General features: G+C 68.9%; 18 protein-coding genes. 10 read left to right on the top strand and 8 right to left on the bottom strand.

Annotated features, from left to right (window positions below; translation table 11 throughout):
• Window positions 1-18: 18 nt before the first annotated feature.
• Complete coding sequence (locus OU996_RS04605; protein ID WP_420712746.1) at window positions 19-891, bottom strand: GNAT family N-acetyltransferase; 873 nt, start codon at window positions 889-891, stop codon at window positions 19-21.
• 1630 nt (window positions 892-2521) lie between these two features.
• Entirely contained in the window at window positions 2522-4054 is a 1533-nt protein-coding gene (locus OU996_RS04600; protein WP_267584473.1) for a YifB family Mg chelatase-like AAA ATPase, read from the bottom strand.
• A 238-nt stretch (window positions 4055-4292) separates the two neighbouring features.
• Here OU996_RS04600 and OU996_RS04595 point away from each other — a divergent pair, with 238 nt between their 5' ends.
• The 6 genes from OU996_RS04595 to OU996_RS04570 all read left to right on the top strand — a co-directional run bounded on the left by OU996_RS04595 (window position 4293) and on the right by OU996_RS04570 (window position 12443).
• The gene (locus tag OU996_RS04595) at window positions 4293-4766 is read left to right on the top strand and encodes a formate dehydrogenase subunit gamma (RefSeq protein WP_267584472.1); all 474 of its coding nucleotides are present in this window, start codon (window positions 4293-4295) and stop codon (window positions 4764-4766) included.
• Window positions 4763-6319, top strand: a complete 1557-nt coding sequence (locus OU996_RS04590; protein ID WP_267584471.1) for a formate dehydrogenase beta subunit — start codon at window positions 4763-4765, stop codon at window positions 6317-6319. The genes OU996_RS04595 and OU996_RS04590 overlap by 4 nt, the downstream gene beginning before the upstream one ends.
• Window positions 6320-6330: 11 nt before the next feature.
• The gene (gene fdhF, locus OU996_RS04585; protein ID WP_267584470.1) at window positions 6331-9186 is read left to right on the top strand and encodes a formate dehydrogenase subunit alpha; all 2856 of its coding nucleotides are present in this window, start codon (window positions 6331-6333) and stop codon (window positions 9184-9186) included.
• Between the two features lie 13 nt (window positions 9187-9199).
• Window positions 9200-10048: a formate dehydrogenase accessory sulfurtransferase FdhD gene (gene fdhD, locus OU996_RS04580; RefSeq protein WP_267584469.1), complete on the top strand. Its 849-nt coding sequence runs from the start codon at window positions 9200-9202 to the stop codon at window positions 10046-10048.
• On the top strand, window positions 10038-10328 hold the full coding sequence (locus OU996_RS04575; RefSeq protein WP_267584468.1) for a formate dehydrogenase subunit delta: 291 nt from the start codon (window positions 10038-10040) through the stop codon (window positions 10326-10328). The genes fdhD and OU996_RS04575 overlap by 11 nt, the downstream gene beginning before the upstream one ends.
• A gap of 279 nt (window positions 10329-10607) precedes the next feature.
• Window positions 10608-12443, top strand: a complete 1836-nt coding sequence (locus OU996_RS04570) for a monovalent cation:proton antiporter-2 (CPA2) family protein (protein WP_267584467.1) — start codon at window positions 10608-10610, stop codon at window positions 12441-12443.
• Between the two features lie 51 nt (window positions 12444-12494).
• Here the strand turns inward: OU996_RS04570 and OU996_RS04565 are convergent, their stop codons facing one another.
• From OU996_RS04565 to gnd, 3 genes are read right to left on the bottom strand one after another with little or no spacing between them, the layout of a single operon-like run.
• The gene (locus tag OU996_RS04565) at window positions 12495-13337 is read right to left on the bottom strand and encodes a Cof-type HAD-IIB family hydrolase (RefSeq protein WP_267584466.1); all 843 of its coding nucleotides are present in this window, start codon (window positions 13335-13337) and stop codon (window positions 12495-12497) included.
• Window positions 13334-14875 carry a glucose-6-phosphate dehydrogenase gene (gene zwf / locus OU996_RS04560; RefSeq protein ID WP_267584465.1) on the bottom strand — a complete coding sequence of 514 codons (1542 nt, stop codon included), beginning with the start codon at window positions 14873-14875 and terminating at the stop codon, window positions 13334-13336. The genes OU996_RS04565 and zwf overlap by 4 nt, the downstream gene beginning before the upstream one ends.
• 13 nt (window positions 14876-14888) lie before the next feature.
• Window positions 14889-15869, bottom strand: coding sequence for a phosphogluconate dehydrogenase (NAD(+)-dependent, decarboxylating) (gene gnd / locus OU996_RS04555; protein WP_267584464.1), 981 nt, complete (start codon window positions 15867-15869; stop codon window positions 14889-14891).
• A gap of 224 nt (window positions 15870-16093) precedes the next feature.
• Here gnd and OU996_RS04550 point away from each other — a divergent pair, with 224 nt between their 5' ends.
• Window positions 16094-16312: a hypothetical protein gene (locus OU996_RS04550; protein WP_267584463.1), complete on the top strand. Its 219-nt coding sequence runs from the start codon at window positions 16094-16096 to the stop codon at window positions 16310-16312.
• Window positions 16313-16475: 163 nt separating this feature from the next.
• Window positions 16476-20174: an autotransporter domain-containing protein gene (locus OU996_RS04545; protein WP_267584462.1), complete on the top strand. Its 3699-nt coding sequence runs from the start codon at window positions 16476-16478 to the stop codon at window positions 20172-20174.
• Between the two features lie 68 nt (window positions 20175-20242).
• On the opposite strand, the gene OU996_RS04540 is transcribed toward OU996_RS04545, so the two are convergent.
• Genes OU996_RS04540 through OU996_RS04530 form a run of 3 tightly spaced genes read right to left on the bottom strand, consistent with a single transcriptional unit; the run spans window position 20243 to window position 23716 of the window.
• The gene (locus tag OU996_RS04540) at window positions 20243-21463 is read right to left on the bottom strand and encodes a class I SAM-dependent methyltransferase (protein WP_420712696.1); all 1221 of its coding nucleotides are present in this window, start codon (window positions 21461-21463) and stop codon (window positions 20243-20245) included.
• Complete coding sequence (locus OU996_RS04535) at window positions 21453-22358, bottom strand: DUF1365 domain-containing protein (RefSeq protein ID WP_267584461.1); 906 nt, start codon at window positions 22356-22358, stop codon at window positions 21453-21455. Before OU996_RS04535 ends, OU996_RS04540 begins: the two co-directional genes overlap by 11 nt.
• Window positions 22355-23716 (bottom strand): NAD(P)/FAD-dependent oxidoreductase, encoded by a 1362-nt coding sequence (locus OU996_RS04530; RefSeq protein WP_267584460.1) that lies wholly within the window; start codon window positions 23714-23716, stop codon window positions 22355-22357. The genes OU996_RS04535 and OU996_RS04530 overlap by 4 nt, the downstream gene beginning before the upstream one ends.
• 219 nt (window positions 23717-23935) lie before the next feature.
• On the opposite strand from OU996_RS04530, the gene OU996_RS04525 reads away from it, so the two are divergent.
• A complete protein-coding gene (locus OU996_RS04525) occupies window positions 23936-24487 on the top strand; it encodes a sigma-70 family RNA polymerase sigma factor (RefSeq protein WP_267584459.1) in 552 nt (183 codons plus the stop codon).
• Window positions 24484-25140: a ChrR family anti-sigma-E factor gene (locus tag OU996_RS04520; RefSeq protein WP_267584458.1), complete on the top strand. Its 657-nt coding sequence runs from the start codon at window positions 24484-24486 to the stop codon at window positions 25138-25140. The genes OU996_RS04525 and OU996_RS04520 overlap by 4 nt, the downstream gene beginning before the upstream one ends.
• Window positions 25141-25144: the final 4 nt, after the last annotated feature.

Below are 25144 nucleotides of genomic sequence, written 5' to 3'. Positions count from 1 at the left end.
CACCAACCGGCCGGCCGGTCAGGCGGCGTGGCGCTCGCCATTGACGCCGAAATGATCGAGATAGCGCGGGCTGATGCGCTCGACCGGCAGCACGATCAGCACATCCGTCGTGCCGAACTGGTGATCGACCACGGCGCCGCGGCCGATCTGCGCGCCGAGCCGCAGATAGCCCTTGATGAGCGGCGGCAGCTCGTTCAGCGCGGCCTTGGCGTCGAGCCCTTCGACCGGCACGAGGTCCATGCGGGCGGCGTGGCGGGGCAGGGCGTCGGCCGACCATTCCGGGTCGACCGGGGCGAAGTGATGCAGGAAGGCGAGCGGGCGGGCGAGCGCCGCCGGATCGGTGCCTTCCAGGCTCGCGCAGCCGAACATCACGTCGATGCCGTGCTGGCGGACATAGGCCCAGATGCCGTGCCAGAGCAGCTCCACCGTGCGCTTGGTGCGGTAGGGGCGCAGCACGCAGGAGCGGCCGAGCTCCAGGAAGCGCCGGCCAGGATGGCGGGCGAGCAGCGGGGCGATGTCGAACTCGCCCGCCGTGTAGAAGCCGCGATGGCGCTGGGCGATCTCCTGCCGCAGCAGCCGGTAGGTGCCGACGACGCGCGGCACGGCGCGGCCGCGCACCATCCGGCAATTCTCATGGTCGAGCACCAGAAGGTGGTCGCAAATGGCGTCGAACGCGTCGACATCGCGCCGGGCGAGGCGGGCGGCGGCGGCGGGGATCGCCGACATCTCCTCGTAGAACACCTCGTAGCGCAGGCGCTGGGCGCGGCGCACATCGGCCGCCGTCACCGCGAGGCGCACTTCCAGCGCGCCGATGCGCCCGAGCACCACCGGCCCGCCGGGCGAACGGCTCTCGCGGTGGCGCAGGCCCGAATAGGAGCGCAGCGCCGGCATGAAGCGGGAGGGGTCGAGCGCCGCCGGCACGAGGCGCAACGGGGCGGGGGTCGACGGGGTGGGGACGGACGCGGCGCGGGCGGGGCGCAGCGGGCGGAGCAGCGCCGGGGCGAGCACGGAAGGGCGGAGGAAAGCCGGCTTCAGCAGCGCCCGCAGGACCGAGGCGGCGGTAGCGGGCGCCGTTTCGACAGTCGCGTCGGCCAGCATCTCGGTCATCACAATCCCCCGGCTCCGGTCGATTATATCGATCCCCCGAGAAGAATCACATCTCTAGGACGCGCATGTGACAGGCGGCGGGAGTGGCGGGGCCGCTATCCCGGCCGGCATCAAGCGGAGCTCAGGGATCGTTCGGGCCTAGGCGGGACACGATCCCGGCTCGGCCGTTGGCCGTTCGGGATGACGCCTTTGCCCCTCGCGCGTCCCTCTCACTTTCGCGCCGTCATCCCCGGGCTTGACCCGGGGATCCACGTCTTTGGCCGCGTGCGGCGGCGGGGAGTCGTGGAAGGCCGGGCTGATCCCTGGGTGAGTCCGGGGACGGCCATGACGTCGCCACCGTGGTGCGCGCCGCTTGGCTTGTCCGTGAAACGGAGGCCGGCCAAGTGCCGCGGCCACCCCCGGCACGACGCTGGCCGCTGACCCCCTCCATACCGCAGGTCGTCATCCCGGCCGCAGCGAAGCGGAGAGCCGGGATCGTTGGGGGACTTTCGCAGCACGCGATCCCGGCTCGGCCTTTGGCCGTCCGGGATGACGCCTTTGCCCCTCGCGCGTCCCTCTCACTTTCGCGCCGTCATCCCCGGGCTTGACCCGGGGATCCACGTCTTTGGCCGTGTGCGGCGGCGGGGAGTCGTGGATGGCCGGCTGATCCCTGGGTGAGTCCGGGGACGGCCATGACGTCGCCACCATGGAGCGCACCGCTTGGCTTGTCCGTGAAACGGAGGCCGGCCATGTGCCGCGGCCACCCCCGGCACGACGCTGGCCGCTGACCCCCTCCATACCGTAGGCCGTCATCCCGGCCGCAGCGAAGCGGAGAGCCGGGATCGTTGGGGGACTTTCGCAGCACGCGATCCCGGCTCGGCCTTTGGCCGTCCGGGATGACGCCTTTGCCCCTCGCGCGTCCCTCTCACTTTCGCGCCGTCATCCCCGGGCTTGACCCGGGGATCCACGTCTTTGGCCGCGTGCGGCGGCGGGGAGTCGTGGATGGGCGTGACGGCGTAGAGGTGGGCCGCTCTCGGCTGGACTTTCCTGCCGCGTCACCCGGCCTGTCGACCCCATCACAGTCGCCACAGGCGACGCTCCCCGCTCCCGCGGACAAGCCTTCGGCCGACATTCTGTTGGCGCGCGGCGGCGTGACGGCCTTGGCGGTTGAAGGGGTACGGCCAAAGAGTCTCCCCTGGATCCCGGATCGGCGCCACGCCGGGCGTGGCTTGTCCGGGACAAGGGGCCGCCCTGTCCCACGGTCGTTCCCGGCACGGTGCCGGCCATCATCCTCCAACCCGCCGTGTCATTCCCGCCAGACGCCGGCCATCACAGCGCTATCCCGCAGGCGTCATCCCGGCTCGGCCTTTGGCCGTCCGGGATGACGCCTGTCGATTTGCTCCCCCTTATGCCTCCTCAAGCCCCACACCACCCCTTACGCCGCCGCGGCGGCGCGGTCGGCGGCGGAGCGGTAGGCGAGGGCTTCGGCGATCTGGGTGCGCCCGACGCTCTCGGCGCCGGCGAGGTCGGCCAGCGTGCGGGCGACGCGCAGCACGCGGTGATAGCCGCGCGCCGAAAGCCGCATCAGCCGGGCGGCGTCCGCCAGCAAAGCGGCGCCCGCCTCGTCCGGGGCGGCGATCTCCTCGAGGATCGGCCCGCTCGCCTCGGCATTGGTCGACAGGTCCGGGCGGCCGAGCGCGCGGAAGCGGGCGCGCTGGGCCTGGCGCGCCTCGCTCACGCGGGCGGCGACCGCCGCGCTCGGTTCGGAAGGGCCCGGCCGCACCAGATCGATGGCGGCGACGGCCGGCACGTCGAGATGCAGGTCGATGCGATCGAGGAAGGGGCCGGAGAGCCGGTCCTGATACTCGCTGGCGCAGCGGGGCCCGCGCCGGCAGGTGTGGCCGGGCTCGCCGGCGCGCCCGCAGCGGCAGGGATTCATCGCCGCAATGAGCTGGAAGCGGGCGGGATAGGCGATGCGGTGATTGGCGCGGGCGATCACCGCCTCGCCGGTCTCCAGCGGCTGGCGCAGCGAATCCAGCACCACGGGGGCGAATTCCGGAAGCTCGTCGAGGAACAACACGCCATTATGGGCGAGCGAAACTTCGCCCGGCCGCGCCCGCATGCCGCCGCCGACCATGGCGGCCATGCTGGCGGAATGGTGCGGGGCGCGGAACGGGCGGCGATTGGTGAGCGCGCCGCCCTGCAGCGCGCCGGCCACCGAGGCGATCATCGAGACCTCCAGCAGCTCGGCCGGGCCGAGCGGGGGCAGGATGGAGGGCAGGCGCTGCGCCAGCATCGACTTGCCGGCGCCCGGCGGGCCGCAGAGCAGGAGATTGTGCCGGCCGGCGGCGGCGATCTCGAGCGCCCGCTTGGCGGTTTCCTGCCCCTTCACCTCGGCGAGGTCCGGCAGCGCGGCGTTGCCGCCGTCGAGCCGGGGCTCGGGCCGGCCGAGCAGCTGGCGGCCGCTGAAATGATTGACCAGCTGCATGAGCGAGGCCGGCGCCAGCACAGGCATGTCCGGGCTCGCCCAGGCGGCTTCCGCCCCGCAGGCCTCCGGGCAGATGAGGCCGTGGCCGCGTGCATTGGCCCCCATGGCGGCGGGCAGCACGCCGGCGACCGGGGCGATGCGGCCATCGAGCGCGAGTTCGCCGACCACGGTGAAGCCGCCCAGCGCGTCGGTGCCGAGGGCGCCGATGGCGGCCATGAGGCCGAGCGCGATGGGCAGGTCGTAATGGCTGCCTTCCTTGGGCAGGTCGGCCGGGGCGAGGTTCACGGTGATGCGCCGGGCGGGCAAAGCGAGGCCCGAGGCGATGAGCGCGGCGCGCACCCGTTCCTTGGCCTCGGTCACCGCCTTGTCGGCCAGACCGACCAGATTGAAGGCCGGCAGGCCCGGGCTCACCTGAACTTGAACATCGACCGGGCGCGCCTCGACGCCTTCGAACGCCACCGTCGCCACGCGCTGGACCATGCCGCGCCCCCGTCGCCCTTGCGCCGTTTTGAGGCGCCCCAAGGGAAATCTAGCGGTTTTACCCTACCGGTCAAGAACATTTAGGGAACGCCGTATGGCGCCCGCGAGGCGGGTGCGGCGTGGGGCCGTGCCTTAGTGATAGAAAAATTCTATCAAGGCACGGAACACCCGAATTGATTTCGTTTCAACGACATAGGAATGTCTGTTTGGAAAATTCTAAAAGAAGGCCCGGGAGAAGATGCCGCATTACGAACCCTGGAGCGAGGAGCGCGCCCGCACGGTGATCGAGGAGTTCTCGCACCTCGAAGGGCCCCTCATGCCCATGCTTCATGCGGTGCAGGAGACGTTCGGCCATGTGCCGGACGCCATCGTGCCCATGCTCGCCGAGAAGCTCAACGTCTCGCGCGCCGAAGTGCATGGCGTCGTGACGTTCTACCATGATTTCCGCCATGAGCCGGCCGGTCGCCACGTGCTGAAGATCTGCCGCGCCGAGGCGTGCCAGGCCGCCGGCGGCGACGCGCTCACCGCCCATGCCGAGCACAAGCTCGGCTGCAAGCTCGGCGAGACCACGGCCGATGGCCGCGTCACCGTCGAGCCCATCTATTGCCTCGGCCTGTGCGCCACGGCTCCCTCGGCCATGCTGGACGGCAAGATCGTCGCGCGGCTGAACGAGCGCCGGCTCGATGCCCTGATCCTGGAGGCGCAGTCGTGACCCTTCGCATCTACGTTCCCAAGGACGCCTGCGCCATCGCCTGCGGCGCCGATGAGGTGGTCGCGGCGATCGAGGCCGCGGCGCTCGCCCGCCGCCAGCCGGTCGAGATCATCCGCAATGGCTCGCGCGGCATGCTGTGGCTGGAGCCGCTGGTCGAGGTGGTGACCCCGGAAGGCCGTATCGGTTACGGCCCGGTCGGCGCCGACGATGTCGAGGGCCTGTTCGCCGCCGGCTTCCAGGAAGGCGGCGCGCATGATCTGCGCATCGGCAAGCCGGAAGAGCACCCCTTCATGGCCAAGCAGACGCGCCTCACCTTCGCGCGCTGCGGTGTCATCGACCCGGCCTCCTACAGCGATTACCGCGCCCATGGCGGCTATAAGGGCCTCGAGCGGGCGCTGGCCCTCGGCCCGGTGGAGATCATCGAGGAAGTCAAGAAGTCGGGCCTGCGCGGGCGCGGCGGCGCGGGCTTCCCGACCGCCATCAAGTGGAAGACCGTGGCGGACGCCAAGGCCGACCGTAAGTACATCGTCTGCAACGCCGACGAGGGCGACTCGGGCACCTTCGCCGACCGTATGATCATGGAAGGCGATCCCTTCGAGCTGATCGAGGGCATGACCATCGCCGGCATCGCGGTGGGCGCCACCAAGGGCTATGTCTACACCCGCTCGGAATATCCCCACGCCATCTGGGCGATGGAGAAGGCGATCGCCGCCGCCCGCGCCCATGGCATGCTCGGCGTGAACATCGCCGGCTCGCAGTACAGCTTCGACATGGAAGTGCGCATGGGCGCCGGCGCCTATGTGTGCGGCGAGGAGACGGCGCTGCTCGACAGCCTGGAAGGCAAGCGCGGCACGGTGCGCGCCAAGCCCCCGCTGCCTGCGCATAAGGGCCTGTTCCAGAAGCCGACCGTCATCAACAACGTGCTCTCGCTGACCGCCGTGCCGCATATCCTGGCCGATGGCGGCGAGTTCTACGCCAATTTCGGCATGGGCCGCTCGCGCGGCACGATGCCGATCCAGATCGCCGGCAATGTCCGTTATGGCGGCCTGTTCGAGACCGCCTTCGGCATTCCGCTCGGCGAGCTGATCAACGACATCGGCGGCGGCACCGCGACCGGCAAGCCGGTCAAGGCGGCGCAGGTCGGTGGCCCGCTCGGCGCCTATGTGCCGACCTGGCAGTTCGACCTGCCCTTCGACTACGAGGCCTTCGCCGCGAAGGACGCGCTGATCGGTCATGGCGGCATCGTCGTGTTCGACGAGAATGCCGACATGAAGAAGATGGCGCGCTTCGCCATGGAGTTCTGCTCCGTGGAGAGCTGCGGCAAGTGCACGCCGTGCCGCATCGGCTCGACGCGCGGCGTCGAACTGATGGACCGCATCATCGCCGGCGAGCGCGTCGAGGCCAACCTCGCGACGCTCACCGACCTCTGCCAGACCATGAAGCTTGGATCGCTTTGCGCCCTTGGCGGGTTTACCCCGTATCCGGTGCTGAGCGCGATGACCCATTTCCCCGAGGAATTTGGCGCCCCGCGCCGCCTCGAAGCCGCTGAATGAGGACGCTGCACATGTCACTCGTCCATGAGATCGACTACGGTACGCCCGCCCCCAAGACCGACAAGATGGTCACGCTGACCATTGACGGCATGGAAGTGACGGTGCCGGAAGGCACCTCCATCATGCGCGCGGCGATGGAAATGGGGACGCAGATCCCCAAGCTCTGCGCCACCGACTCGCTGGAGGCCTTCGGCTCCTGCCGCCTGTGCCTGATCGAGATCGAGGGCCGCAACGGCACGCCGGCCTCCTGCACCACGCCGGTGGCGCCGGGGATCAAGGTCCACACCCAGACCCCGCGCCTCGCGCAGCTGCGCAAGGGCGTGATGGAGCTGTACATCTCCGACCACCCGCTGGACTGCCTGACCTGCGCCGCCAATGGCGACTGCGAGCTGCAGGACATGGCCGGCGCGGTCGGCCTGCGCGAGGTGCGCTACGGCATGGAGGGCAAGAACCACTTCGCCCCCACCTCCGAGCTCGTCATGCCGAAGGACGAGTCGAACCCGTATTTCACCTATGACCCGGCCAAGTGCATCGTCTGCAATCGCTGCGTGCGCGCCTGCGAGGAAGTGCAGGGCACCTTCGCGCTGACCATTTCCGGCCGTGGCTTCGACAGCCGCGTCTCGCCCGGCCAGTCGGAAGCGTTCCTGACCTCCGAATGCGTGTCCTGCGGCGCCTGCGTGCAGGCCTGCCCGACCGCCACGCTCTCCGAGAAGCGCCTGATCGACATCGGCACGCCCGAGCATTCGGTGGTGACGACCTGCGCCTATTGCGGCGTCGGCTGCACCTTCAAGGCGGAAATGCGCGGCCAGGAAGTGGTCCGCATGGTCCCGTGGAAGGACGGCAAGGCCAATCGCGGCCATAGCTGCGTCAAGGGCCGCTTCGCCTGGGGCTACGCCACCCATCAGGACCGCATCCTCAAGCCGATGATCCGCGCCAAGGTCACCGACCCGTGGCGTGAGGTTTCGTGGGAAGAGGCGATCTCCCACACGGCCTCCGAGCTGAAGCGCATCCAGGACGCCTATGGCCGCAAGTCGGTCGGCGGCATCACCTCCTCGCGCTGCACCAATGAGGAAGCCTATCTCGTCCAGAAGATCATCCGCGCCGGCTTCGGCACCAACAATGTCGATACCTGCGCCCGCGTCTGCCACTCGCCGACCGGCTATGGCCTGAATCAGGCGTTCGGCACCTCGGCGGGCACGCAGGACTTCGACTCGGTCGAGGATTCCGACGTCATCCTCGTCATCGGCGCCAACCCGACCGACGGCCACCCGGTGTTCGGCTCGCGCATGAAGAAGCGCCTGCGCCAGGGTGCCAAGCTGATCGTCGTCGATCCGCGCCGCATCGACCTGGTGCGCTCGCCCCACATCACCGCCGACTTCCACCTGCCGCTGCAGCCGGGCACCAACGTCGCCGTCGTCACCTCGCTCGCCCATGTCGTGGTGACCGAGGGTCTGGTGAACGAGGAATATGTCCGCCAGTTCTGCGACTGGGAGGAATTCCAGGACTGGGCCGAGTTCGTCGCCGACAAGCGCCACTCGCCCGAGGAAGTCGAGAAGGTCTCCGGCGTCCCGGCCGAGCTGATCCGCGGCGCGGCCCGGCTCTACGCCACCGGCGGCAATGCGGCGATCTATTACGGCCTCGGCGTCACCGAGCACTCGCAGGGCTCGACCACCGTCATGGCCATCGCCAACCTCGCCATGGCGACCGGCAATATCGGCCGTCGCGGCGTCGGCGTGAACCCGCTGCGCGGCCAGAACAACGTGCAGGGCTCGTGCGACATGGGCTCGTTCCCGCATGAGCTGCCGGGCTACCGGCACATCTCCGACGACGCGACCCGCGCCACCTTCGAGGCGATGTGGGGCCGTCCGCTCGACGCCGAGCCGGGCCTGCGCATCCCGAACATGCTGGACGCCGCCGTCGACGGCACCTTCAAGGCGATCTACATCCAGGGCGAGGACATCCTCCAGTCCGACCCGGACACCCACCACGTCGCCTCAGGCCTCGCTGCCATGGAGCTGGTGATCGTGCAGGATCTGTTCCTGAACGAGACCGCCACCTACGCCCATGTCTTCCTGCCGGGCTGCACCTTCCTTGAGAAGGACGGCACCTTCACCAATGCCGAGCGCCGCATCCAGCTCGTGCGCAAGGTGATGGCGCCGAAGAATGGCTATGGCGACTGGGAAGTGACGCAGATGCTGGCCAAGGCCATCGGCCTTGACTGGAACTACACCCACCCGTCGCAGATCATGGACGAGATCGCCGCGCTGACCCCGACCTTCGCCGGTGTCTCCTTCAAGCGCCTCGACGAGATGGGCTCGGTCCAGTGGCCGTGCAACGACGCCAACCCCGAGGGCATGCCGATCATGCACATCAACGGGTTTGCGCGCGGCAAGGGCAAGTTCGTCGTCACCGAATATGTGCCGACCGACGAGCGCACCGGCGCCCGCTTCCCGCTGCTGCTCACCACGGGCCGCATCCTCAGCCACTACAATGTCGGCGCGCAGACCCGCCGCACGGAGAATGTGGCGTGGCACCCGGAAGACGTGCTGGAAATCCACCCGCACGATGCCGAGCAGCGCGGCGTGCGCCAGGGCGACTGGGTCCGCATCGACAGCCGCGCCGGTGGCACCACGCTGCGCGCGGAGATCACCGACCGCGTGGCGCCGGGCGTTGTCTACACCACCTTCCACCACCCGACGACGCAGGCCAACGTCGTGACCACGGACTTCTCGGACTGGGCGACCAACTGTCCGGAGTTCAAGGTCACCGCCGTGCAGATCTCGCGCTCGAACGGGCCGTCCGAGTGGCAGGAGGATTACGACGCCTTCGCCCGCCAGAGCCGCCGCATCGCTGTCGCGGCGGAGTGAGCGGGATCCGGTCATGATCCCGCCGGTCCTGCGCGTGTCCCGCCTCGCCTGCGGCCCTCAGGGGGCGCAGGCTGGCGAGCGCGCGATACCGGAGGAGACCCCGGTCGCCATCGTCCATAACGGCTCCACCTATGCCGTGATGATGGCGACGCCGGCCGACATCGAAGATTTCGGCTATGGCTTCAGCCTCACCGAGGGCGTCATCGACGACCTCGGTGATGTCGATTCCATCGAGACGCTGGAATTTGACGAGGCGGATGGCGCGGTTGGCATCGAAGTGCGCCTCTGGCTCAAGGATGAGCGGGCGCGCCAGATGGTGGCGCGCCGCCGGCAGATCGCCGGTCCCACCGGCTGCGGCCTGTGCGGCGTCGAAAGCCTTGAACTGGCGGTGAAGCCGGCGCGTCTGGTGACCGCCACGCGCCACTTCACGGTGGACGAGATTTCCCGCGCCATCGCGGCGCTGCCGCCGGCGCAGGTGCTGAACCGGCAGACGCGGGCGGTTCATGCGGCGGCCTTCTGGCAGCCGGAGGACGGGCTGGTCGCGGTGCGCGAGGATGTCGGGCGCCACAACGCGCTGGACAAGCTGGTCGGCCATCTGGTCCGGCAGGGTCGTGACGCCAGCGCCGGCATCGTGCTGCTCACCAGCCGCGTGTCGATCGAGATGGTGCAGAAGACCGCCAGGCTCGGGGCGGGCGTGCTGGTGGCGGTCTCCGCCCCGACCGCGCTCGCCGTGCGCACGGCGGAGAAGGCCGGCATCACGCTCGCGGCGATCGCCCGCGACGACGGATTTGAAGTGTTTACCCACCCCCATCGCATCGCGGTCGGCGGGGCAGAACAGGAGCGTATCGCCCATGTCGGCTAATACGATGGAACGTCTCGTCTACATGGCGAACCAGATCGGCAAGTTCTTCGAGGTGCAGAAGCACGACCGGGCGGTGCCCGGCATCGCCAAGCACATCAAGGATTTCTGGGATCCGCGCATGCGCGCCCGGATGGAAGACCATCTGGCGGCAGGCGGCGAGGGGCTCTCCCCGCTGGTGTTCGAGGCGCTGAAGACGTTGCCGCCGGTCAGCCGCGACACGATTCCCGCCGCGCACCCGACGCAGGACATCCCCGGCCCGACCGCGCACGCCCATCACTGAGCCGCGTCGCCCTCATAGCGCGATCCTCGATTTCCAGCGCCCGGCCCCGTGCCGGGCGTTGTCGTGTGGGTAACCGGAGACCGTCCCGGCGCCGGCCGCTATCGGCTTCGCCCGCTGGTGGCGCCGGGATGTTCGCGCCGGGATTTCCCTGCCGCGCGAAAGATGCTCCCATAAAGCGCGCGCGAATGAGGTGAAGCCTTCCGAAAGCACCATGCTTCTGCCATCCGGCGGCGGCATGGCTGGTCCGTTGGGTGGGGCGGCGCGGCGGGAGCGGCTTGGATGCACGGTGAAGGCCAGGGTTTTCTGATCGGGGCGCTGATCTTTCTCGCCACCGCCGTCATCGCCGTGCCGATCGCCAAGCGCCTCGGCCTGTCGCCGATCGTCGGCTACCTCATCGCCGGCGTCGCCATCGGCCCCTCGGGCCTCGGTGCCTTTCACGACCCCGAGCGGATCATCACCGTGGCCGAGGTCGGCGTGGTGCTGCTGCTCTTCGTGATCGGTCTCGAACTGCAGGTGAGCCGGCTGCTCGCCATGCGCAAGGCGATCTTTGGCGTCGGCGCGGCGCAGCTCGTCTTCACTGGCATCGCCATCGCCTTCCTCACGCGCTTTGCCGGCGACGGCTTCGACTGGCGGGCGGCAGTGGTCGCGGGCCTGTCGCTCGCGCTCTCGGCGACGACGATCGCGCTGCAATTGCTTGAGGACAAGGGCGGCCTCGCCCAGCCCTATGGCCAGCGCACCTTCGCCGTGCTGCTGTTCCAGGACATGGCGGTGGTGCCGCTCATCGCCTTCATGCCGCTGCTGGCGCCGGGCGACCATGAGGCGCAGAGCTTCAGCCAGTCGGTCGGCCATGTGCTGGTGGTGATCGCGGCCATCGCCATCGTCATCGGCACCGGGCGCTATCTTTTGACCCCGTTCTTTCGCATCCTCGCCCGCTCCGGCGCGCGCGAGGTGATGACGGCGGCGGCGCTGCTGGTCGTGCTCGGCGCCGGCGCGCTGATGGCGGCGGTCGGCATGTCGATGGCGATGGGCGCCTTCCTCGCCGGCGTCATGCTCTCCGAATCGAGCTTCCGCCACGAGCTGGAGGCCAATGTCGACGCCTTTCGCGGCCTGCTGGTCGCGCTGTTCTTCATGGGCGTGGGCATGTCGATGAATCTCGACGTGGTGCTCGCCAATGCCCCGCTGCTCATCATCGGCACGCTGCTGGTCACGCTGGTGAAGGCGGTGTCGGTCTGGACGGTGTTCCGCGTCTCCGAGGGATCGGAGGCTGACGCGGTGCGCTCGGCGACGCTGCTGACCCCGGCGGGCGAATTCTCCTTCGTGCTGTTCCCGCTGGCGCTCGGGCTCGGGCTCATCACCGCCCGGCAGGGCGACATGCTGGCCGCCTGCGCCGCCATGACCATGCTGCTCGGCCCGCCCGTGGCGATGATCGGCGAGCGCCTCGCCCAGCGCATCGAATCCCGCCAGCGCCATGACGAGCCGCCGGAGGCGGATTTCAGCGAGGCGCATGGCGCGGTACTGGTGGTCGGCTTCGGCCGCTTCGGCCAGATCGCCTCGCAATGCCTGCTGGCGCAGGGGCTTGAGGTCACCATCATCGACAATGATGTCGAGATGATCCAGAGCGCCGGCCGCTTCGGCTTCCGCATCTATTATGGCGACGGCACGCGGCTCGACGTGCTACGCGCCGCCGGCGTCGAGCGGGCGCAAGTGGTGGCGATCTGCGTCGACCGGCGCGAGACCGCCGACCGCATCGTCGACATCCTGCAGGCCAATGTGCCGACGGTGCGCCTGCATGTGCGCGCCTATGACCGCACCCACGCCATTTCCCTGCGCGACAAGGGCGTGGACTTCGAGATGCGCGAGACCTTCGAATCGGCGCTCGCCTTTGGCGAGGCGACGCTGAAGGCCACCGGCATCGACGCCGAGACCGCGCAGGCGACGGTGGTGGATGTGCGCCAGCGCGACATGGAGCGTCTGCTGCGCCAGCGTCTGCTGGTCACCGCCGACGGCCATGTCGGGGTCGAGCCGGAGCCGCTGGTCGCCCCCGAGCGCACCGCCCAGCCGCTCAACCCCGAGGCCGAGGACGTGCTCAAGCACGAGACCGAGTTTTCCGGCTGACGGGCACGCAAACGACGCGCGGGCGCGCCGTAAGCGTCCGCCTGCGCACTCTCAGCCCGGCGCGCGGGGCAGCACGAAGTGCTCGATGGCGTGGGCGACGCCGTCTTCCTCATTGGTCACGGTCACGAGGTCGGCCTTCGCCTTCACCTCCGGCGCGCCATTGCCCATGGCGATGGCAAGGCCGGCGGTGCCGAACATCGGCAGGTCATTGGCCATGTCGCCGATCACCGCGACCTCCTCCACCGCCACCCCGTAATGCCGGGCGAAGGCACGCACCGCATAGCCCTTGTCGGTGCCGGGCGGGGTGAGGTCGAGATATTTCGCCTGCGAGCGGCGGGCCGTGGCGCCGGCGCCGACCCGCGCCTGCAGCTCGGGCTCGCTCGCCGCCAGCATGTCGAAATCGGTCGAGGAGAACACGATCTTGCCGGCCCGCGTGACATGGTCGCCGAAATCGCTCACCAGCGTCGGCGGGAAGGCGACGGTGCGGGTCTCGCCGGCGACGTAAGGATTGTCGGGGTCGGTGAGATACCACTCATTGTCAGCGAACACCCAGACCGAGGCGCCGCGCGGCACCATCATGTCGAGGCCCTGGCGCACGGCGACCGGGTCGATCAGCGTCTCCTCGACCAGGCTGTAGTCGCCGCGCAGGATGGTGCCGCCATTGAAGCCGCCGAAAATGTCGAGGCCGAGGGCCTCGTTCAAGAGCCGCATGCCGCGCGGCGGCCGGGCGGAGACGGCGGCGAAGGCGACGCCGGCCGCGCGCAGGCGGCGCACCGCCTCCACCGTGGCGGGCGTGACCTCCTTGGCGCGGTTCACCAGCGTGCCGTCGACATCCGACACCATGAGGCGGATGCGCGAGGGCAAAGGCCGCTTGTCGGCACGTAAGTCGGTCATCGCGCGCGGTCCCTTTCGAGCGGCAGCCACTGGAAGCCATCCTGCGCCAGCATCACGTCCGACATGGCCGGGCCGTCGCTGCCGGCGGCATAAAACTGCACGTCGTTCTCGCCGCCCGCTACCGCTTCGAGGATCGGCTCCACAGCTTCCCAGCCCGCCTCGATGGTGTCGGCGCGCTGGAACAGCGTGGGATCGCCGCACAGGCAGTCATAGATCAGCGTCTCATAGCCGGTGCTGGGTGCCGCCTTGAAGTAGTCGGTGTATTTGAAATCCATCTGCACGTCGGAGAGCCGCACCTTGCGGCCGGGCACCTTGGCGGCGAAGCGCAGCGACACGCCCTCATCCGGCTGGACGTGAATCACCATCATGTTCGGCTTCAGCGCGGTCGGCAGATGGCTGAACAGCACGCCCGGCGCGCGCTTGAACTGGATGGCGATCTCGGTGCGGCGCTTGGCCAGCGCCTTGCCGGTGCGCACATAGAACGGCACGCCGTTCCAGCGCCAGGAATCGACGAAGCATTTCAGCGCCAGATAGGTCTCGGTGCGGCTGTCCGGGTCGACATCCTTCTCGGCGCGATAATCCTTCACCGGCTGGCCGTTGACGAAGCCGGCGCGGTACTGGCCGCGCACCGCCGCGCCGATCGCCTCGCTCGGGCGCATATGGCGGATGGCCTCGATCACCTTGGTCTTCTCGGTGCGTACCGCGTCGGCGTCGAACGAGTTCGGCGGCTCCATGGCGGTCATGGCGAGGAGCTGGAACATGTGATTCGGCACCATGTCGCGCAGCGCGCCGGTGGTGTCGTAGAAGCCGCCGCGCTGCTCCACCGTCACCGTCTCGGCGGCGGTGATCTGCACGTGGTCGATATATTCCTTGGTCCAGATCGGCTCGAAAATGCCGTTGCCGAAGCGCAGCGCCATCATGTTCTGGACCGTTTCCTTGCCGAGGAAATGGTCGATCCGGTAGATCTGCCGCTCATTGGCGATGGACAGCAGGCGCCGGTTGAGCGCGCGGGCCGAGGGCAGGTCGGTGCCGAAGGGCTTCTCCACCACGATATGGCGGAAGCCGCGTTCCTCCTTCAAGAGGCCGGCCGCGCCGAGCTGCTCGGCGATGGTGGCGAAGAAGCGCGGGGCGACCGCCAGATAGAACACCGCGTTGCAGGTGAGCTGGGCGCGCCCGTCCAGCCGCTCGCGGATGCGCCCATAGGTGGCGGGATCCTCGAAATCGCCGGCCATGTAGCCGATGCGGTTCATCAGCCAGCGCCAGGTCTCGCCGCTGGTGTCGCAGGAGCCCGGCAGCTTGGCGATCTCCTCGGTGAGGAAGGCGCGGTACTCCTCCTCGCTGCGCTCGACATGATCGACGCCGATAATGGCGAAGTCGTCGGCCAGCACGCCCTCATTGGCGAGGTTGTAGAGCGAGGGCAGCAGCAGGCGCTTGGTGAGGTCGCCCGAGGCGCCGAAGATGAAGAAGGTGGAGGCCGGTGCCGGCGCCGCATCGGGCGCGAGAACCTTCTGGCCGAGAACGACGGTCTCGCTTCCCATGGCTGTCACGCGGTCACTTGGACTTGAATTCGGAGTGGCCGCCGAACTGGAAGCGCATCGCCGACAGCAGCTTCTCGCCGAAGGTGTGGTCCTGGCGCGAGCGGAAACGGGCGAACAGCGCGGCGGTGAGCACCTCGGCCGAGACCGCTTCCTCGACGGCGGCTTCCACCGTCCAGCGGCCCTCGCCGGAATCGGCGACCGCGCCGGAATAATCCGTCAGCTTCTCGTCGCTGGTCAGTGCGATGGCGGTGAGGTCGAGCAGCCAGGAGGAGACGACCGAGCCGCGGCGCCACACCTCGGCGATATCCGCCATGTCCAGCGTGAAGCGCTCGTGCTCGGGCAGCTCGGTCGAGGCCTTGTTCTTGAGGATGTCGAAGCCTTCGGCATAGGCCTGCATCAGCCCGTACTCGATGCCGTTATGGATCATCTTGACGAAATGGCCGGAGCCGGCCGGGCCGGTGTGGATGTAGCCCTGCTCGACCCGGGGGTCGCGGGCCTCGCGGCCGGGGGTGCGGGGAATGTCGCCAAGGCCGGGGGCGAGGGCGGCGAAGATCGGGTCGAGCCGGTCGACGGCTTCCTTTTCGCCGCCGATCATCATGCAATAGCCGCGTTCGAGGCCCCAGACGCCGCCGGAGGTGCCGACGTCGATATAGACGATGCCGGTCTCGCGCAGGCTGGCGGCGCGGCGGATGTCGTCCTTGTAGAAGCTGTTGCCGCCATCGATGATGACGTCGCCCGGCGCCAGCATCCCGGCGAGTTCGTTGATGGTGCTCTCCGTCGGCCCGCCGGCCGGGAGCATGACCCACACCGCGCGCGGCGCGTCGAGCTGGGCGACGAGGCCGGCGAGATCGCCCGCCGGCATGCTGCCATCCGCCGCCAGCGCCTCGACGGCGGCGGCGTTGCGGTCCCACACCACGCAGGAATGGCCGGCCTTGATGAGGCGGCGTGCGATGTTTCCACCCATGCGGCCAAGACCGACGATACCGAGCTGCATAGACCTGCCTCCGAATGTTGACACCGCCGGCTGTGCCGGCACGGCTGCTGACGCCGGCGGAACCGGCCGAGCGCACCCTAAGCCGGCCGTGCGACAATTGAAATGTCGCCTCCGCGCGCTTGGCTGAACATATCGTGGACGATGAAGGGCACGGGGCTTGAGAAACGGGGCCCCACTGTCGAGTAGTGGACGTTCGCGCCGCGGCGTCTGCGGTATTGAGCGACATGCACAAGACCGAAGAAACCGCCCGTGCCATCTGTGCCCTCGATCTGCGCGCCCGCGGCGTCAGCGACGCGGAGGTGCCGGCGCTGGTCGACCGGTTCTGGCCGGTGCTCGCCAACGAGATCCGCCAGGGCATCGTGGAGGGCAGCTGGCCCTTCAGCGCGCAGGATATCGAGGCGCTGACGCAGGACTATCGCCGCCTGCTGAAGGCGCGGCGCTAGGCCTCCGCGCCCCCCGCGCGGCGATTCGCGCGAGATAGGCTTTAGCAATGCCGAGTGATCTTAAGTCACATTTTACCTTTCCCGCCTGCTGAACGCTCGGTAAGGTTGCGTCGAGCGCTACGATGCCCACCAAAGGGCCGGCGCGGGTGCAACGGGGCAGGACATGACGGTCAAGGCGGGGAATGGCGCGCGCACGGAGATGCGGCGTGGGGATATTTTTGCGCGCGCGGCATCGGCGCACCGGCGGGGGCGCCTGCTGGCGGGTGCGGCGCTGATCCCGATGCTGATGGCCGGCGGCCTGCTGGCGAGCGCCCCGGCGCTGGCCACCACCGCCTGCACGGTGACGGGCACCACGACGCTCACCAATTGCGACGCCACCTCCGTCACCGTGAGCATGGTGCCGGGCACAGGATCGCTGACCGTCGACAGTCTTTCGACGGTCTCCGTCACCTATGCCTCGCCGCTGACGCCCGGCGACTATGACCAGACCGTCACGCTGACCGGCACGACGGTACTGAATAATACGACCTACAGCGCGCTGGTCATGCAGTTCGGCACCGATCAGAGCACGCCGCCGCAGTCGATCGCCGTCACGGTCAACGCCACCGTGACCATCGGCAGCGACGTCGTGGCGACCTCCACCGGTGGCTTCGGCACCATCTGGGTGAGGAACGATTACGGCGGCTCGATCAGCATCGATAATGCCGGCAACATCACCCAGACGTCAGACACGACGGGGCAGGGCAATGCCGGCCTTAGCGGGACCACAAATTTCGGCCCGGTCACCATCACCAATAGCGGCACGGTCACTTCCACCAATGACCGCGGCATCTATGCCGACGGCAATTACCGGGGGCCGACGGACGGCCCGCGCGAGACGGTGTCCGTCACCAACACCGCCACCGGCGTCGTGAACGCCTACTCGGCCGGCATACGGGTGATCGACTATTACGGGCTGGCGGAGCTGATCAATGAGGGTCAGGTCACCGCGACCCTGCGCCAGGCGCTGGTGGCCTGGTCGAACAATGGCGACACCACCATCACCAATTCCGGGACGGCGATCTCCGGCAACGACAACGCCGTCTACGCCATGACCGAGGCTGGCAAGGTCACCGTCACTAATAGCGGCACGGTAACGGCGACGGGCGACCCCGCGCTCGATGCGGCGCACATCCTGATGACCGGCTCCCTCGACGGCTTCAACGGCCTGCGCGGCACGGCCTACACGTCGGGCGATGTCGAGATCACCAACGAGGCGGCCGGCATCGTCACCGCCAGCCGCGACGCCGGCATTCTCGCCGAAACCCCGCTCGGCGACATCACCGTGGTCAATGCCGGCTCGCTCACCGGCACATACGGCATCGTCGCCAATAGCGGCTTCGCCTCCGGCGGCAGCTCGGCCACGGTCGCCACCGCGCAGGGCGACATCGACGTCACCAACAGCGGCACCATCAGCGCGACCGACCTCGCTGTCGCCCTCGACGGCACCACCAACCGGCTGGACAATAGCGGGACTGTTGAGACCACCGGCACGACGGCCGTGCTGACCGGTAACGGCAACAGCACCGTCATCAACAGCGGCACCATCGCCGCCGCGACCGCCAGCGACATCGCGGTCAGCATGGGCACGGGCAGCAACCGCTTCGTGCTCGCCGACACCGCGACGGTGACCGGCATCGTCACCAATGCCAGCAGCGGCAACACGCTGGAGCTGACCGGCAGCGCCTCCGGCACTTTCAACCTCGACAGCGTCAATGACACCGGCGCCTATCGCGGCTTCGGCAATCTCGCCAAATCCGGCACCGGCACCTGGGTGCTCACCGGCGAGAGCCCGACGCTCACCGGCTCCGTCACCGTCTCGGCCGGGACGCTGCAGGTCGGCAATGGCGGCACGTCAGGAACCATCGCCGCCGATGTGTCGATCGCCAGCGGCGCCACGTTCACCATCAACCGGTCGGACGATCTCGTCTTCGCCAATGTCATTTCCGGCACGGGCTCGCTGGTGAAGGACGGGGCGAACACGCTGACCCTGACCGGCGACAACACCTTCTCCGGTGTCGTCACCATCAATGCCGGCACGCTGCAGATCGGCAATGGCGGCGCGACCGGCGCGATTGCCGGCGACATCGTCAACAATGCCGCGCTGGTGTTCAACCGCACCGGCACTTACGACTTCCCCGGCACCATTACCGGCAGCGGCTCCGTCACCATTCTCGCTGGCACGGTGAACTTCATCGGCGCCTCCGGCTATACCGGGCCGATCGACGTGGCCGGCGCCGACCTCGTGCTGACGGAAGGCTCGACCTCCAGCTCCACCTTCACCGTCACCGGCGGTGGCGTGCTGAGCGGCGAGGGCACCATTGCCGGCCTCTCGGTGGGCAATGGCGGCAGCGTCGCGCCGGGCTATTCGCCGGGCACGCTCACCGTCGCCGGCAATGTCGATTTCGGCGGCGGCTCGACCTATGTCGTCGACATCGCCGCCGACGGCACGCACGATCTGATCCTGGCGACCGGCACCGCGATTCTCACGGGCGGCACGGTGCAGGTGGTGGCGGAGGCCGGCTATGTCACGCCGCTCGCGACCTACACCATCCTCACGGCGGGCGGCGGCCTCACCGGCACCTTCGATACGGTGAGCAGCAACTTCGCCTTCCTCACCCCGATCCTCGGCTATGACGCCAGCAACGTCTATCTGACGCTGGCGCGCAACGACATCAGCTTCGCCAGCGTCGGCCAGACGCCGAACCAGCAGGCGACCGGCGCGGGCGTGGAAACCCTCGGCCTTGGCAACCCGGTTTATGACGCGGTGCTGTCGATCTCGACCACCAACGCTCCCATCGCCTTCGACGCTTTGTCGGGCGAGGCCTATGCCACGGTGACGACCATCTTCGCCCAGCAGTCGAGCTATCTGCGCGAGGCGGTGGGCGGGCGCGTGCGCCAGGGCTTCGCCGAGGACGCGGCGGCGAGCGGCCCGCAGACCGCGGCGCTGACGCCCGGCTCGGGCGCGGTGCTGTGGGCGCAGGGCTATGGCGCCTGGGGCAACAATTCCAGCAATGGCAACGCCGCCAGCGCCGACAGCAATGTGGGCGGCTTCTTCGCCGGCGCCGACATCCCGCTCGGCGACACCTGGCGGTTCGGCGTGCTGACCGGCTACAGCCGCTCGACCATCGATGTGGATGATCGCGGCTCCTCGGCCGACAGCGACAATTACGATCTCGGCCTGTATGGCGGCGCGCGCTATGGCGCGCTCGGCGTGCTGGTCGGCGCTTCCTACACCTGGCACGACGTGTCGATGAGCCGGAGCATCGTGTTCCCTGGCTATGCCGGGGCGGCGTCCTCCAGCTACGACGCCGCCACCGCCCAGCTCTTCGGCGAGCTGAGCTGGCGCGTGCCGGTGGCGCAGGCGCTGCCCGGCCTGCCGAGCACGGGCGCGGGCGCCTATGTCGAGCCCTTTGCCGGCCTAGCCTATGTGAGCCTCACCTCGGACGACTTCACCGAGACCGGCTCCACGGCGGCGCTGACCGGCTCGGCCGCCGATGAGAACGTCTTCTACTCGACGCTGGGTATCCGCGCCGCGACCGAGGTGGAACTGAAGGGCGGGGCCAAGGCGCGGCCCTATCTGAGCCTTGGCTGGCAATATGCCTTCGGCGATGTCGACCCGACCGCGAGCCTCGCCTTCGCCTCGGGCAGCGCCGCCTTCCAGGTGTCGGGCCTGCCGATCGCCCAGAACACCGCGCTGGTCGGCCTCGGGCTCGATATCGCGCTGTCGGACACGGTGCGGGCGGGCGTGAGCTATGGCGGCCAGTTCGCCTCGGATGCCAGCGACAACACCTTCAAGGGCTCGCTGAACATCCGCTTCTGACCCTTGCGCCGCCCGGTCCCATCGGGGCCGGGCGGGCGGTCAACGCGGGAGGCTGACGCGGGCGGGCGTCAGCCGCGCAGCTTGTAGAGGCCGACGTCGATGACGCCGGCCCGGAAGCCGCCCTCGCAATAGGCGAGGTAATAGTCCCACAGCCGGCGGAACGGCTCGCTGAAGCCGAGGCGCTGCACCTCCGGCCAGGCCGCGTGGAAGCGCCGGCGCCATTCCGCCAGCGTCAGCGCGTAGCCCATGCCGAAATGGTCGGCCCGCTCCAGCGTCAGCCCGGCATCCGCCGCCAGTCCATCAATGGCGCTCTTGGTCGGCAGCATCCCGCCGGGGAAGATGTGGCGCTGGATAAAGTCCGGGTCGCGGCGGTAGGACTCGAACTTGTCCTCGGCAATGGTGATGACCTGAAGAACGGCGACGCCACCTTCCTTCAACCGCTCGCGCAGCGCGCCGAAATAGACCGGCCAGTAGGTCTCGCCCACCGCTTCCATCATCTCGATGGAGACGATGCGGTCATAGCGACCCTCCGCGTCGCGGTAGTCCTGCAGGCGCAGATCCACCTGATCGGACAGGCCACGCTCGATCATGAGCTGCTCGGCATGGGCGAGCTGCTCGCGCGACAGAGTGAGGCCGGTCACCTGCGCGCCGGCGTCGCCCAGGGCGCCCGCAAGGCCGCCCCAGCCACAGCCGATCTCCAGCACGCTATCGCCCGCATCAAGCTCCAGCAGATCGAGGATGCGGGCGATCTTGGCCTGCTGCGCGGCCTCCAGCGACTGGGTGCGGTCCTCGAACAGCGCCGAGGAATAGGTCATGGAGGGGTCGAGCCAGAGCCGGTAGAAATCATTGCCGAGGTCGTAATGGAACGCGATGTTGCGGCGGCTGCCGCGCTTGGAATTGGCGTTCAGCGCGTGGCTCAGCCGGTTCCACAGCCGCAGCGGCAGCATGGCGGCGATGGTGCGGGTCATCTGCGCCTGGTTGAGCGCGGCGAGCTCGATCAGGGCGGCGAGGTCCGGGCTGGTCCAGTCGCCGTCGATGTAGGCGTCGGAGAAGCCGATATCGCCGCCGGCGAGCAGGCGGCGTATGGCCCGCCAGCGGTGCAGCACCAGCGTCGCCTCGGGCCCCGCCTCGGCGCCGCGCCCGCTCAGGCGCTGGCCACCGGGAAGCACCACATGCAACCGGCCCAGCGTCACGGTGGCGAGCAGGCGCGCGACCACCAGACGGCCGATGAACGAATCGCTGCGCGCCGGTTCGGCGGTGGCCGTGACGTGGTCGCTTTCAGTCAGCATGCACGATCCTCGGGGTCTGCGGAGTGGACGGGAGGGGGGCGGCGGCAAGCGGGGCTGGGAGCGGGGCGGCCGGAAGCGAGACCGCGTCCGCCGGTGGCGGCGGGCGTCGCCGCAAGCCTATCCCCTTGGCCCAGATGAACAACGCCTCCCAGTGGATACCGGCCATCACTTTGAGCGTAAGCAGCGGATAGGAAAAGAGTGCCCGCGCCAGCGTGCCGTCGGTGAGCGGGCGGCGATGCGCGCGGTGGGCGGCGACCAGGACCGGGCCCTCGCGGTCATGGGCGGTGATGGCGACCGTGAAGGCCTCGCCCGGCGGCTCGACGCGGAAGGCGTAGTCGAGCCCCATATCCATGAAGGGCGAGACATAGAAGCACTTCGCCGCGCTCTGCCGGATGGTGCCGCCGGCGCCCTCGCCGGGCGCCACCGGGATGAAATAGCTGTGGCGTTGGCCGAAGGTGTTGTTCACCTCATAGAGCAGGGCCGCGAGCGTGCCGTCCGCCCGATGGCAGAAATAGACGCTGAGCGGGTTGAAGGCATAGCCGAACAGGCGGGGCATGGTCAGCAGGCGGATCGCCCCGCCATCGGGAGTGAGGCCGGCCTGGCGCATCACCTCTTCGGCATAGGTCTTGAGCGGCGTGCCGTCGCCGCGCCCGTAATCGGCGTCGTGCAGGCTGAACAGGTTGAAGCGGTTATGCGCGAACAGACGCAGCCGCCCGTCGAGCGCCGGCAGCTCGTCGAGATCGACCAGCAGCGAGAACAGCCGGTAGCGCAGCCGGTGCTTGCGCGGGCGCAGGCGGGCATGGATCACCGCGCCGGCATAAAGCGCGGAGCCGTGTGACGGACCTTCGGGCGCGGCCGTCTCGCGGGCCGCGCCGGCTTGGTCGCCGCAGCTCATGCCGCCACCCCGCCGCCGAACTGGCGGAAGGGCGCGGGGCCGACATGGATGCGCCCGCTCTCCTGCGCGACATTCCACGGCCGGCGCACGCCGCCCAGCGCCTCGGCGACGGCAAGGCCGGCCTGCAACCCGTCCTCATGGAAGCCCGCGCCGAAATAGGCGCCGCAGAACCACACGCCGCCCTCGCCCTGCAGCGACCAGAGCCGCTTCTGCGCCGCCATGGCGCGGCCATCGAACACCGGGTGGCGGTAGCTCTGGGTGTAGTGGATGGTCTCGGGATGCGGTTCCGTCAGCGGGTTGAGGGTGACGAAGAGCGGCGTCGAACCGGGCAGATTCTGCAGCTTGTTCATCCAGTAGGTGACGGAGAGCGCCCCCGGCCGCTCCTGCTGCGCCAGATAGTTCCACGCCGCCCAGGCGCGGCGGCGCACCGGCATGAGGCGCGGGTCGGAATGCAGCACGGTCTCGTTCACCGAATAGCTGAAGGCGCCCAGCACGTCCCGCTCGCGCGCGGTCGGCACCTCGATGAGGCGCAGTGCCTGATCGGCGTGGCAGGCCAGCACCACCTCGTCGAAGCGGCGGTGATGGCCGTCCCCGTCGATCACCTCGACCCCGCGGGCGTCGCGGCGCACCGCCACGACGGGGGTGCGGGTGACCGCCTCGCCGCGCATGGCGCCATGCAGCCGCTTCACATATTCCCGGCTGCCGCCGCGCACCGTGCGCCAGATCGGCCGGCCGGTGAGCTTCAACAATCCGTGATTCGCGCAGAAGCGGGTGAAGGCGGTGAAGGGATAGCGCCCGACCTCGCCGGCCGGCGTCGACCAGATGGCGGCGGCCATCGGGTAGAGATGGTCCTCGCGGAAGGCGAGGCTGTAGCCATTGGCGTCGAGATAGTCGGCAAGGCTGCCCTCGAAGCTCTCCGCGTCGCGCGGCGCCTCGCGGTAGAAGCGCAGCAGGTCGCGCAGCATCGCCCAGTGGCGCGGGCGAACCAGATTGCGCCGCTGCGCGAACAGGCCCGGCAGGTTGGCGCCGGAATATTCCAGCCGTCCGCCATCAAGCGAGACGGCGAAGGACATGTCGGTCGCCTGCGTGCCGACGCCCAGATGCTCGAACAGCGCGGTGAGGTTGGGATAGGTCGGGGTGTTGTAGACGATGAAGCCGGTATCGACCGCGAGCCCCGCGGCATCGCGAGTATGGGCGTGGCCACCCAGCCGCGGTTCGGCCTCATAGAGCGTCACATTATGGGCCTGCGACAGCAGCCAGGCGGCGGAGAGCCCGGAGACGCCGCTACCCACCACCGCCACGTCCAGTCGACGCGGCCGCGCGGGAGAAAGCGATGCAGGCTCGATACGCAAAGTCACCGGCGATCTCCCAGACAAGGCAAGCGATAGGATCGAAGTTGTTTCCGCTATACGCTACCGTGTTGACGATAGATCACCGAGGTAAAAGGTGATCCGCCACCGAACCGGCGGCGTAAGAGGGGCATGAATGCAGAGCCAGCCATCCATCGGTCGAAACTGTCGGGAAGCCGCACTGGGTTGCGGAGCCCTATCGTGACGGATGTTGCCTTGAGCGGCGCCATGCCGAATAGGGAAGAATTCGACCGGCTGATCGTCCTGATTGCGTCTGACCGCGACAAACAGGCGTTCGCCTTGCTCTACAAGCATTTCGCGCCGCGGCTGAAAGCGTTTCTGCTGCGCTCGGGCCTCCCCAATGCCGTGGCGGAGGAACTGGCGCAGGAGGCCATGCTCTCGGTCTGGCGCAAGGCCACCTATTTCGATCCGCAACGCGCCGGGGCGGCGACGTGGATCTTCACCATCGCCCGTAACCTGCGGATCGACTATCTGCGGCGCGACCGGACCACCTCCGCTCCCGATGTGGAGCCGGAAGAGACGGTCGACGACGTCCAGAATGGCGAAACCTTCCTGATACGGGCCGAGCGCGAGGAACGCCTGCGCATTGCCATGAAGAGCCTCTCTCCCGAACAGGCGACGATTGTCCGCCTCTCCTTCTTCAACGAAAAACCCCACTCGGAAATCGCCAGCGAACTCGGCCTGCCGCTCGGCACGGTCAAGTCGCGCGTGCGCCTTGCCCTCGGCAAGCTGCGCGCCATGCTGGAGGGTCAGCTTTGAGCATCCAGCATCATCCCAGCGACGAAACCCTGCTGCGCTACGCCGCCGGCCGCCTGCCGGCCGCACCTGGCCTCGTGATCGCCACCCATCTCGCCAGCTGCCCGGCCTGCCAGGCGCGCGTCGGCACCTTCGAGGCCATGGGCGGCGCCCTGCTGGAGCAGGTGACGCCTGAGCCGATGGAGCCGGAGGCGCTCGCCCGCCTTCTCGCGCAGATCGATGCGCCGCAGGCCCCGCGCCGCCCGGCCCCGCCGCGCAAGCCGGCGCCGACCCTGCCCGGCGGCATCCCGCTGCCCGCCCCTCTGCGCGGCTGCGAGATGGGCCGATGGCGATGGCTCGGTCCGGGGGTGCGGGCAAGTTCCCTCACCTTGCCTCATGACCGCTCCGCGCGGCTCACTTTGCTGCGCGTCGGGCCGGGCCGGAAGCTACCCGAGCACGGCCATACCGGGCTGGAATTCACCCAGATCCTCACCGGCTCCTTCTCGGACGGTTTCGGCCAGTACCGGCCGGGCGACCTCAGCGAGATGGATTCGGAGATCGACCACCAGCCCGTGGTCGATCCCGATGGCGAATGCATCTGCCTCACCGCAATGGAAGGCGAGATGCGCATCGGCGGCATGTTTGGCCGGCTGCTGACTTCCATCGCGCGCATCTGACCGG

This window comes from Ancylobacter sp. SL191, from assembly GCF_026625645.1.
GTDB lineage: Bacteria > Pseudomonadota > Alphaproteobacteria > Rhizobiales > Xanthobacteraceae > Ancylobacter.
This window is presented reverse-complemented; position numbering and strand designations above follow the sequence as displayed.